We start from the raw sequence: 10,946 nt of genomic DNA, 5'->3' as shown, positions 1-10,946 counted from the left end.
GCACAGCAGCAAAAGCCATACCCATCACCCCTGGGTAGCCAAGACACTACAACTGCCCTGCGAACTACCTGCTCAACAACATAAGGACAGCAGCACCCACTCCAAGTGCTAGACCCGCCAACAACCCCAGTGCAAGGTTCAGACGAGTATTGGGGGCGGACGGCTCGGAGGGCGCGGTAGCGGGCGTGATCACAGTGAGATTGACCGGGGAAATACCGCCCTCCGTGGGACTCTCCAGGCCCTCAACAGACTGAACTAGGCTGTCCGCGGTGGCCTGAGCAACAGCGGCCGCCTGTACGGGCGATGTGTCTTCGACCGCGATGGTGATGATGACCGTGTTGAGATCAGCGGTAGCGGCGACCTTCCCTGCCAGTTGGGCAGCCGTAAGGTCGAGACCCAGTGAGTCGACCACCGGCTGAAGGACCAGGGGCTCACTCACCGTCTCCACGTAGGACTGCACGCGTGCCTGCGTGAAGGTGTTGCCCTGCTGCAGTTCCTGCACACTGCCCGAACTCTGGGTCGCAACGAACAGTTTGGTTTGCGCCGTATAGGTAGGTCGGACGGCAAAGGAGGCGACGGCTCCTAGTAGCAGGCCGATGACTGCGCAGACAGTGATGAGCAGCCAGTTTCGTCGCAGGATCCGTAGATAATCGCTCAGCTCCAAAGGAGACCTCTCTAGATGCTTTTCGTACGTAGGTGGTCAGTGGCGAGCATGGCGGAGGGAAGGTACTGGAACGAAGGGTCCGTGGGCCTAGCCGCGCAGGGATGTTTGGTGCGTGCGGTACCAGTCGACGGTATTTCGCACACCCTCATCGAGACTGATCTTCGCAGTCCAGCCCGCATCGGCGAGCTTCGACACGTCGAGGAGTTTTTGGGGAGTTCCGTCGGGCTTGGTGGAGTCCCAGTTCATCGCTCCTTCGTATCCCACAGACTCGGCCACGATGCCGGCGAGTTCCTTGATGGTGACGTCGGTTCCGGTACCCACGTTGACCTGCTCGGGGCCGTCGTAGTTCTCCAGCAGGTGCAGGCATGCAGCAGCCATGTCGTCGACATGCAGGAATTCACGCCGGGGCGATCCGGTGCCCCAGTTGGTGACCGTTTCGACGCCGTTCCGGGTTGCCTCGTCATAACGCCGGATTAGTGCCGGAAGGACATGCGAGCCCTCGGGCGAGAAATTATCTCCCGGCCCATACAGATTGGTCGGCATCGCCGAGATCCACGGAAGACCGTACTGCCGGCGAACAGCCTGAATGTGCATGATGCCGGCGATCTTCGCGATCGCATACGCATCGTTGGTCGGTTCCAGATGTCCGGTGAGCAGCGAATCCTCGCGGATGGGCTGCGGAGCGAACTTCGGGTAGATACACGAGGAGCCGAGGAAAAGGACGCGTTCAACGTTGTGTTCCCGGGCCGCATCGAGAACGTTTACCTGGATTTGCAGGTTCTCTGTCAGAAAATCCACCGGGTAGGTGTTGTTTGCCATGATGCCGCCCACCTTCGCAGCGGCGAGCACGACGTAGCGGGGCTGGATTCTTCCCAGGTACTCGAAGACCGCGGAGCGGTCCTTCAGGTCGAGCTCGGCGGACGTCTGTCCGTGCAGGTTGGTGAAGCCTTCTGACTCGAGCTTCCGCCAAATGGCGGACCCAACGAGTCCTCGGTGTCCGGCGACGTAGAAGGCGGCGTCGCGGTCGAGGGGACCAGGGGTGAAGGTTGCCGTCACGTCAAACCTTCCAGCAGTCGAGGTCTACAGTGTCGATCCAATTGCGCCCTGCGTGCTTGAGAGCCTCGATGTCCGCGTCCACCATGAGTCGTGCAAGATCCGGGGTGTGGATAGTGGCCTTCCAGCCGAGCTTCGACTCTGCCTTGGACGAATCACCCACCAGGGCATCGACCTCTGTCGGGCGCAGATACCGCTCGTCGAACTTGACGTGGTCCTCCCAGTTCAGGCCCGCGTGCTCGAAGGCGATGCGCAGGAAGTCCTTGACCGTGTAGTTGCCCCCGGTCGCGAGGACGAAGTCGTCTGGCTCGTCGGCCTGGAGCATCCGCCACATGCCTTCCACGTACTCCGCCGCGTACCCCCAGTCGCGCACGGCGTCGAGATTGCCCATATAGACGTGTTCCTGCTGGCCGGCCTTGATGGCGGCGACTGCGCGCGTGATCTTGCGGGTCACGAAGGTCTCACCGCGGCGGGGCGACTCGTGGTTGAACAGGATTCCGTTGACCGCGTACATGCCGTATGCCTCGCGGTAGTTCTTGGTGATCCAGTAGCTGTAGACCTTCGCCGCGCCGTAGGGCGACCGCGGGTAAAACGGCGTGTCTTCGTTCTGCGGCGGGGGAGTGGCTCCGAACATCTCCGACGACGACGCCTGATAGAACTTCGTCTCGATCCCTGCCAGTCGCACAGCCTCCAAAAGGCGCACAGTTCCCATCCCGGTCGTATCGGCGGTGTGCTCGGGCTCGTCGAAGGAGACTCGGACGTGAGACTGCGCTGCGAGGTTGTAGACCTCGTCCGGTCGGATATCCGCGAGGAGGGTCACAAGGCGGGAACCATCGCTGAGGTCGCCGTAGTGAAGGAAAAGCTTGGCAGAAGGATCGTGCGGATCTACATATAGATGGTCCACCCGGGAGGTGTTGAAGGTTGAGGCACGTCGGATAAGTCCGTGCACCTCATAGCCCTTTTTCAGCAGGAGTTCCGCCAGGTATGAGCCGTCCTGGCCAGTGATACCGGTGATGAGAGCGCGCTTAGGCATTATTCCCCATTGTGTTCTGCCGAGATTCCGGTGAGCGCCGGCGGCGAGGTACGTGAGATACCGATGATACTTGGCCGAAGCCTCAACCGAGATTCGGGCGCTGCCTCGCGCGTCGTCTCCCGTCCATCTCGTCCCGACGACCGAAGTGTCGACCCTTGCCGAAGGCTTATGATTCAACTGGCCAACTTCTCACCGGCCTAAGAAGAGCCCTTGAAGGGCACAACAGTTGGGGACCCGATGTCAGCTCGAATAGCCGTCGTTGTGCCGTGGCTTGAGGGTGGAGGCGCTCAAAGCGCTCTCCGCGGCATACTCAATCAGCTCGACCCTTGCGACGTCATGCTAATCATCCTCTTTCGTGGCAGCCGCAATCATCAAGAGGTCTTGGAACTCGCGGGGGAGGTGACGAGCCTGGACTGCCCTCGAACGCCCGCCGGCGCGATTCGTGCAAGCATCAAATTGAAGAAGCTTCTAGTGGGGCCTGCAGCAGTCTATTCACTCATGCGCGCGAGTCACCTGGTCATCGCCTTGACCGCTATACGTTTGCCCACGCAAACAAGGTACCTGGGTTCAGTGCACCAGTTGCCATCGGAGGACGCGAAGGGGCTGGTTGGGCGGATCGAGGACGTTTTCGTCAAGCACGCAACCCGTCAATTTGCCTTCATTACCGCTCCTTCCAAGCGAGCGGTCGAGGAACTCCGCGACGGAGGTTACACGAGTCCGGAGCGCGCACTATTCGAAGGAAATATCATCGCCACATCCCGCGAGCCGCTGCGTTCGCCCCGGGCCCTTGAAGAGGGACCCGTCCGCCTCCTTTTTGCCGGCCGGCTGACCGAGCAGAAGGGTCTGGGAGCATTGCCCGAACTCCTAACCGAGCATGTAGAGCCCGTCTCTTTGCGCATCGTTGGCGACGGTCCGCTCCGGGAGGACCTTGAGCGGATTTTTCGGAAGGTGAACAACAAACATTCGGTCGAATTCGTCGGCCATTCTCTCGACGTAACACCTCACATCGACTGGGCGGACGCGATATTCCTTCCAAGTAAGTGGGAATTGAACCCACAGATCGTTTGGGAATCGTGGAGCCGCGGTCGTCCCGTGATTGGCTCTGAAATAGAAGTATTACTCGATTTGGTGCACCAAGGGCCGATGTACACATTCGAGACGGCGGCCGATTTCGCGAATCTGCTCCAAAATCTGGTTCGCTACCCTAATATGCGGAAGTCAAGCTTCGAAGCTGGCCCGCTCGCTGTCGCTACTGCCCAGAAAGAGAGTCAAATTGTTTGGCAACTGCTCCGCTCGGCCTAAAGTTCTGATCCTACATGCCTACAGCCCGACAAACCTCGGCGACAAACTCCTCATCGACCTAGCTATGGACCAAGTTCGCCTCGCACTTGGCGAGTGCGAATTCCGTACGGTATGTTCGGACGCCTCTGGTTTCAATAACAGCGACTATGTACAGTGGCGATCCGGTGTGGACGATTTTGTGCCATTTGCGAATCGTCGGGTCCGAATGATGCTCACAACTTTCTTTGGCGCGCACGCGACGATCGAGCAATTAGCTGAGCGCGCAGACCTGATAGTCGCGGTTGGCGGTGGATATTTGCGAGGAGGACACCTGGCAGAGAGCATCAAGAGCGCCGGCGCTCACCTCGGGCAAATGAGGCTAGCAAGACGCTACGGACACAAAATGTTGTATCTCCCGCAGAGCATTGGGCCTTTCCGCGGACTCTACCTCCGTGTAATAAGACAACTTCTTTCGCAGGTCCGTTATGTCTTCGTGCGTGACGACCGTTCGATGCAAGAACTGATAGGGCTGCCAAACGTGTATCGCATGCCAGACCTTGCGGTACTGGAGCTAGCTCAGTCGACCGAGGTTCTTCCCGAAGCAGTGGAGGAGCTGTCCAATAGCGATTCTCCTCACAATCGCCCGGTTCTGGTCGTTAGAGATCTACGGAAGCCTCGAAATTACTATCGCTTCCTGGAAGAAGCCAAGGGCAGCGCCAGTTTTGAATGGGCCATCCAAGCTTCGGGTGGCGGAAACAATGACGTTCCGATCACGCAGAAGTACGCGTCGTCGCAACCGAGGATGATGCCCGAGATACTCGAAGACCCGACCCGGCGGGTAGTGGTTAGTACACGTCTCCATGGCGCTCTCTCGTCCTTGATCGCGGGATTCCCAGCAATTCATCTGAGCTATGAGAGAAAAGGTTGGGGCGCTTTTGAGGATTTGGGTCTGGACAGCTTCGTTCTAAATGCAAGGGATGCCGCACTGCGGGACGTGCAACTGCTGATAGCTGAGTTGACTGAGGATCAGGCGGGATATTGGAAGAGGATTGACGAGAGCCGTCTGAATATTGCCAGCATGCAAGAGCGCTTGACGCAGTCGATCAGAACGACTGTGGACAGTAGCGATTCACCGTCCTCGGTTGCCTCGAAGTGAGCGACGCCCGATGAAGGTGCTGCACATTACAGAAGCGCTCGGGGGTGGGGTGCAGAGCGCTATACGGTTATACACAGAGGCAACTCCGCACCTTACTCACTTCGTACTAGGGCGCAAGCGAGCCAACGAGGACACCGGTGAATTTTCGTCAGTTTCTGGCGTTCAGCTGGTTCCAGGATCCAAGATTCGGTTTCTAAGTACGGTCCGACAGCATGTCCGACGTATAGATCCCGACGTTATTCACCTTCACTCGTCGATTGCGGGAATTGCGCGAGTTGTTCGCCTAGGTGGACGGCCCGTGGTGTATTCACCCCATTGTTTCGCGTTTGAGCGTACCGATCTTCCCCGAGTTGCACGGGCGATCATACGATTAATCGAGAGAGCCTTGGTTACACGCACAGATTGTATCTTCGGTGTAAGTCCCCATGAGGTCCTGCTGGCTAAGCAGCTCGGAGCCGATTCCGCAATTCTGGTGCCCAATTTTGTGGCTGGAGGAAAGAGCTACGATCGCCAGTCCGGTTCGGGCACACGCGTAATCTCTACCGGTAGGATTGGGGCCCAGAAAGACCCGGCGATGTATGCGGAAATCGCAAGGCGGCTTCCGCATCTTCAGTTCTTTTGGCTAGGGGACGGGGAGCCTGAACTGAAGGCGCGCCTTCAGGGAGCCGGTGTGCACTGCCCAGGGTGGTGCTCCCGAGAGGACGTCGACCATCATCTCCGAGGTGCGGACCTGTATCTGCACACCGGAGCCTGGGAAGCCGCGCCGATTGCTGTGGCGGAAGCCGTAGCGACAGGTCTGCCGGTTTTATCTCGGAGTATTGAGAGTATGGCCTCACTCGGGTATTCACTGGCGGGATCGACCCCAGGGGAGATAGCACAGACGGTCGATTTGTTTTTCCGTAGCCCGGAACTCCGATCATCAACAATCTCGGCAACTCGACAAATCGCGGAGCGCTATGAGGGCTCCAAGATGGCAGAGACTCTTAGCGGGGGATACAGACTAGCCCAAGACAAAAGAGGGAAATTCAAATGACGGATCTGCCGATCATAAGCGTTATAACAATTGCGTTCAACGATGTAGGGGGGGTGGCGAAAACGATTTCCAGTGTGGCTGCCCAAGATGGGGTAAACATCGAGCACATAATTATCGATGGCGGATCCACGGATGGGACTAGAGAATATTTGGCGAACCTGCAGAGGTCGGTCACATGGATTTCAGAGCGGGACAGCGGCCGATACAATGCGATGAACAAGGGGGCTGAAATGGCCTCCGGGGAAATACTTTGGTTTATGCACTCGTCTGACGTCTTTCATAGCACGAGTTCTGCGCAGTTCGTGGAGAATCAATATCTCAGTTCACCGTTCTCCTGGGGGTATGGTCTCAGTAACAAGATCTTGAACGGTGAAACCAAGGGAATAGGAGGGCGGGTTCCGTTCAGTGTTGGCCATTTCCTTCTAGGGGGATATCCTATTCCGCATCAAGCCTCCGTTGTCCGTCGCGATTTCTTTCTAGAACTCGGTGGCTTCGACGAGAACTTTGGCCTGGCCGCGGACCAGTTATTCTTCATGAAGGCTGCGGTCAAGGAAGCACCAACAGTATGGGCAGAGGTGCTGTGCGACTTTGACCTAACGGGGGCCGGTTCAGTTCGCGGCGCGTTCGATCATTTCAAGGACGTGACGCGAGGACGCGATGCTCTGGGCATCGCGCTCACGAAGCGCCCGCTCGACGCTACGATCACAATCGGTTACGGGCTCATAACTGTCGCGTCCCGGTCGCTGAATAGATTTGTCGGCAGAATGCGTTCAAAGTAGATTATGGAAGCGAGTCAACTAAACGATGCTCAGACATGCGAGCTATCAATAATCATCCCCGTCTATAATGGCGCTAAAACGGTACGGGAAGCCGTGCTGAGCGCCTGCGCCCTGATTCGCTGCCAAGTGATAGTCGTAGACGACGGATCCACTGATCGAACGATTGCGAGCGTTGCGGATCTTGCTGTAACAATCATTCGTCAGGAGAACCAGGGGCCGGCTAGCGCACGGAGGGCGGGCCTACAGCATGCTCGAGGAGAGTTCGTGGCTTTTCTAGACGCTGACGATAAGTTGGTCGTATCAGGCGTGCTCGAGTCTTTGCGATTGCTTAAGAAAGACGCCCAGCTAGCTGTTGCCGCAGGACGAATAGTAGGCGTAGATGGTTCAGGCTCTGAAGCCTTGTTGCCGAAGGCCTACTCCTCAATCACGACGAGTACACTGCTGCAACGCGGCCACGGCCCGTTCCCCCCGGGCGCTGCCCTTATACGGCGAAGAGACTGCCTGGCTACCTCTTCGCTGGAATTGCCTGCTCTAAGTCCACGATATGCAGAAGACTACGAGCTTTTCGTGCGCCTTTCTATGATCGGCGGCATTCTTCAACACGAAGAGCCGTCACTGATGTACCGCCGTTTTGCCGGAAGATCATTCCGGAACACGGAAGCAGAGTTCAGCGACAAGGAATCAGTCCGTTCCTACTATGCGTCCTTCACGGGAACGGTCGTCGAGCAGATGGGAGCAAGGGACATTCGGTCGGCTAGCCACATGCGCAGGGCGAAGGCATCTATGGCAAATGGGTCCCCGCTTGCGGCGGTCGGCTTCGCAATAAGTGCGTTCTGCTCTAGCCCTGCCTATATGACCAAGAAGATTGTCGCGCGCGAGATCTCACGTGAGCGGCGAGTGTGAATTTCGCACGGTTCACCTCGGCTTTCAGTGGTCTCAATTTAGGGACCATTGCTCTTTTCAGAGTGCTTGGTCTTTTAATAAGCTTTTCGGTTAGTCTCACTGTGATGGCAGTCCTCAGTGAAGATGGCAGTCCTCAATCATTCGCGGCGTACGCTCTCATCGCTTCCGTAATAAATCTCCTTCCCTTTGCGGATCTCGGTCTTGGCGCCAGCGTGGTAAATATGACTAGCGATTATCGTGCCGGGAAACTGTCACAGTCCTCCTATAAATCTGGATTACGGAAGGCTGCAGGCATTCTTGCGCTCATCTCTATAGTCCTTATTACTCTCTTTTCAGCTCTTCGCACCAGTAACATACTTGATATTGCCCTCGGTTCGGTTGCAATGGCTCCTTGGGCCGTAGAAGGCTTCCTCCTAAGCGCAGTACTGGTGGTACTAGCAATACCATTCGGACTCGGCGCGCGGGTACTGCAAGGCTTTGGGCAGATGGGGGTCGTGGCCAAGGTCGCGTTGGTTGGGCCAGTTCTCCAAGCTTCGTTCTTTGTCCCAATTTTGATTTTCGGTGCCCCGTCGGAGGTCATCTTTGTAGCTCCGGCGGTCGCCTTCTTTGTCGTCGCAGTTTGGCAATCAGCAGTAGCGAGGCGAGCTATCAGGTCGACGGCCGGGTCTTCCGCCCCAGCCCTCGGAGTGCAGTCACATCGAGTTCGTCTCATGGCAACCGCTGCGCCGTATCTCTTGATCAGTGTTGCACTAGCCCTGTCGTATCAAAGCCACCGCATATTGTTGGCTAATGTCGGGCCAGTTGGAGATGTGGCTCAGTACGCGGCTGCGGCTCAATTTGTAGGGCCGCTGGTTGCGCTCGTGTCCTTGGTGGGACAGAACCTTTGGAGCACGTACCGGTCGGAGACAGCGCCTGGATCTGTAATGGGCGCTACATTCCACACCCATGTGCTGGGTTTCGGGGGGATCGGTGTATCGTTCGCGATCGGATTTGCAGTTCTCGCCCCTATGGTAGTTCGGCTTGTGTCAGGGGACGTGTTGGACATCCCCGCGGGCCTAGTTCTCAGCGCAGTCCTGTACATTGTCGTTTCAGCCGCTCACCAGCCAAGTGCTATGTACCTAACCAATTCTTCCGGGCTATGGATGCAAGCTGTGATGACGTTGCTTGTGGCGGCGGCGACCGTCACCTTCATTTTGAGCCTCTCGGATCGGCTTGGTCCGGCCAGTCCATACGCAGGTTTGGCTTTCTCCATGCTGTTTTTTCAAGTGATCCCGAGCTACCTGATGGTGCGCCGTCGCATATCCCGTAGCGGCTAGGTGTACTGAGTGGGGGGCGATGGTGACAGTCTGGACTTAGGAATGCGGTGGACCTGCGCGCCGGGTCAATATGTTTAGTTCCCGCGCCCTCTCGGAAGGGCCATCTTTGAGTAATCCCGTTTTCGAGCCCATTCGGTTGCCTAATTATCACCGAATACCTTTTGCGGCTTTTAGCGTCTATTTGGCTCATTCGGTTTGAGGTTGTATTCGCGGTCTAAATCTGCCTGATCTGAGCAGGCTGCGGGCGATGTAGCTCGTCGGCGGTGCGATGCTCTAGGTTCCGGGCAAGGCACCGGATCTTGGTCACGGCGGCGGGAACACCGCTGGTGACGGCGTCGATGACAGATTGCATCACTTGCTTGCCGCGGGTCTTGTTCGGTTCGCTGTAGGCGGCGATAATCCGCTAATAGATGCCCCTCGTTGCTTCGACCTCGAGGTGTCCTCAGTCGCGAGGACGGCGTTCAGGCGTGCGTTTTGTTTGTCGATTAGCAGGTCCGTGCCGGTGTTAGGGTCCGCCGGGCGCGATAGAGCGGGTAATCGGAGCGACCACGGTGCCCGCATGTTTCCTGTTGGATGCATTGTCGGCACCGGGTCCAGTCTGTCCCCGGCGAGGCGGACGACGTGAAGCGGATTCATGACGGGGACCGCGTCCGGAAGCTCCTCACTGGTCGCTGTTTTGCATCCGGCGAACGCTGGGACATCCGGCTTCCGGGACCATCGTGACGACCTCGACGGCGGTCAGCCAGGCCCTTGAGCGGCCTTGAAGCCAGGTCTTGCAGACGGTCTTGGAGCGGCTTTCAACCACGTTGAGCAGCCGTGCAGCCCTGTCTTGTCACGGATTGGGGTGAGATCGATGATGACTGCCACGTACTGGTCGCCCCCGCGGGTATGCCGCCAGACATGCTCGTCGACGCCGATGGCTTTCATTCGGTCGAATCGGGTGGCATCGTCTATCAAGACCCGTCTGCCTCAGCGAAAACCGCGTCGTTGGCGGTGTCCCATGCGACTCCAAGCCACGCGGCAACCCGTTTCACAGTCAGGTGCTGGACCGGCAATTGCCTCCAATGCCCACCGCAGCCCGCAACGCGAGAGCCTGGCCCGCGGTACTGCGGCCTTCATTGTGCCCCGACGCCACACGTGCCTGCAGTTGCCGCACCGGTAGCGACGGACCGTGACCGGCTGGGTGGTCGGACGCCATCCCAGCGGCTCGTGCGCCAGCTGCCTTGTAACTGTGTCCCGGGGCAGCCCTTCACACCCGCAGCGGCTGCACTATTGATCCGGGTCCGCACCGCGGCAGGATAGCACTGCATGATCAAATGCGACACGTTGCCCGGTGGCTATGAGCCCGAGCTCATCAAGTCGGCAGAACGCGGTCAGGTTATGGTAAGCGAAGGTAGCGTCATGCACGTCGAGGACTTCCAGGTGGCCGGCGTCGGAACCACCATTCTTGAGAGACCTCGACGCTTATCCCGGGACCAACATGCCAGCCCTGCCTACACCTTCAAATGGGAACAGCCGTTTTAGGCAGCCGCCACGTGCTACTTGACTTCTCTTCCCTTGGGTTAGCGGGCCGATCGGCTGTGCTCAACGACCGTGAGAGGCTGCCGAAACATGACCGAATACAAGCACTAGGTGTACTTAGACAGCAGGTTGGTTGCACCGGGTAATGGGTGGTTTGCCTCCGAGGCTGCCGTGGGGGCGCTGGTGGTTGTAGAAGTGTAGCCAGTG

The 10,946-nt window shown here is 57.9% G+C and carries 10 protein-coding genes and 1 pseudogene; 6 read left to right on the top strand and 5 right to left on the bottom strand.

The window, feature by feature from the left end:
- Positions 1 to 64: 64 nt before the first annotated feature.
- The 3 genes from ACIQCY_RS18010 to gmd form a co-directional block, all read right to left on the bottom strand.
- Positions 65 to 664: a YveK family protein gene (locus ACIQCY_RS18010; protein ID WP_400485179.1), complete on the bottom strand. Its 600-nt coding sequence runs from the start codon at positions 662 to 664 to the stop codon at positions 65 to 67.
- Between the two features lie 87 nt (positions 665 to 751).
- Entirely contained in the window at positions 752 to 1,720 is a 969-nt protein-coding gene (locus tag ACIQCY_RS18005) for a GDP-L-fucose synthase family protein (RefSeq protein ID WP_400485178.1), read from the bottom strand.
- Position 1,721: 1 nt separating this feature from the next.
- Entirely contained in the window at positions 1,722 to 2,750 is a 1,029-nt protein-coding gene (gmd, locus tag ACIQCY_RS18000; RefSeq protein WP_400485177.1) for a GDP-mannose 4,6-dehydratase, read from the bottom strand.
- Between the two features lie 336 nt (positions 2,751 to 3,086).
- Between gmd and ACIQCY_RS17995 the strand changes: the two genes are divergently transcribed.
- The 6 genes from ACIQCY_RS17995 to ACIQCY_RS17970 all read left to right on the top strand — a co-directional run bounded on the left by ACIQCY_RS17995 (position 3,087) and on the right by ACIQCY_RS17970 (position 9,218).
- Positions 3,087 to 4,052: a glycosyltransferase gene (locus tag ACIQCY_RS17995; RefSeq protein WP_400485176.1), complete on the top strand. Its 966-nt coding sequence runs from the start codon at positions 3,087 to 3,089 to the stop codon at positions 4,050 to 4,052.
- Entirely contained in the window at positions 4,024 to 5,187 is a 1,164-nt protein-coding gene (locus tag ACIQCY_RS17990) for a polysaccharide pyruvyl transferase family protein (protein ID WP_400485175.1), read from the top strand. The genes ACIQCY_RS17995 and ACIQCY_RS17990 overlap by 29 nt, the downstream gene beginning before the upstream one ends.
- A 10-nt stretch (positions 5,188 to 5,197) precedes the next feature.
- Positions 5,198 to 6,220: a glycosyltransferase gene (locus tag ACIQCY_RS17985; protein ID WP_400485174.1), complete on the top strand. Its 1,023-nt coding sequence runs from the start codon at positions 5,198 to 5,200 to the stop codon at positions 6,218 to 6,220.
- Positions 6,217 to 6,999 (top strand): glycosyltransferase family 2 protein, encoded by a 783-nt coding sequence (locus ACIQCY_RS17980; protein ID WP_400485173.1) that lies wholly within the window; start codon positions 6,217 to 6,219, stop codon positions 6,997 to 6,999. Before ACIQCY_RS17985 ends, ACIQCY_RS17980 begins: the two co-directional genes overlap by 4 nt.
- A 3-nt stretch (positions 7,000 to 7,002) precedes the next feature.
- Positions 7,003 to 7,902 carry a glycosyltransferase family 2 protein gene (locus tag ACIQCY_RS17975; protein WP_400485172.1) on the top strand — a complete coding sequence of 300 codons (900 nt, stop codon included), beginning with the start codon at positions 7,003 to 7,005 and terminating at the stop codon, positions 7,900 to 7,902.
- Positions 7,903 to 8,006: 104 nt separating this feature from the next.
- Complete coding sequence (locus ACIQCY_RS17970) at positions 8,007 to 9,218, top strand: hypothetical protein (protein ID WP_400485171.1); 1,212 nt, start codon at positions 8,007 to 8,009, stop codon at positions 9,216 to 9,218.
- 250 nt (positions 9,219 to 9,468) lie between these two features.
- Here the strand turns inward: ACIQCY_RS17970 and ACIQCY_RS17965 are convergent.
- Positions 9,469 to 10,625, bottom strand: a pseudogene (locus tag ACIQCY_RS17965) (ISL3 family transposase); the annotation flags it as partial.
- A gap of 231 nt (positions 10,626 to 10,856) precedes the next feature.
- Positions 10,857 to 10,946, bottom strand: a 90-nt coding sequence (locus ACIQCY_RS17960) for an integrase core domain-containing protein (RefSeq protein ID WP_400484802.1), incomplete at its 5' end; no start/stop codon positions are given.

The organism is Arthrobacter sp. NPDC092385 (assembly GCF_044755105.1).
Classification (GTDB): Bacteria; Actinomycetota; Actinomycetes; order Actinomycetales; family Micrococcaceae; genus Arthrobacter_D.
This window is presented reverse-complemented; position numbering and strand designations above follow the sequence as displayed.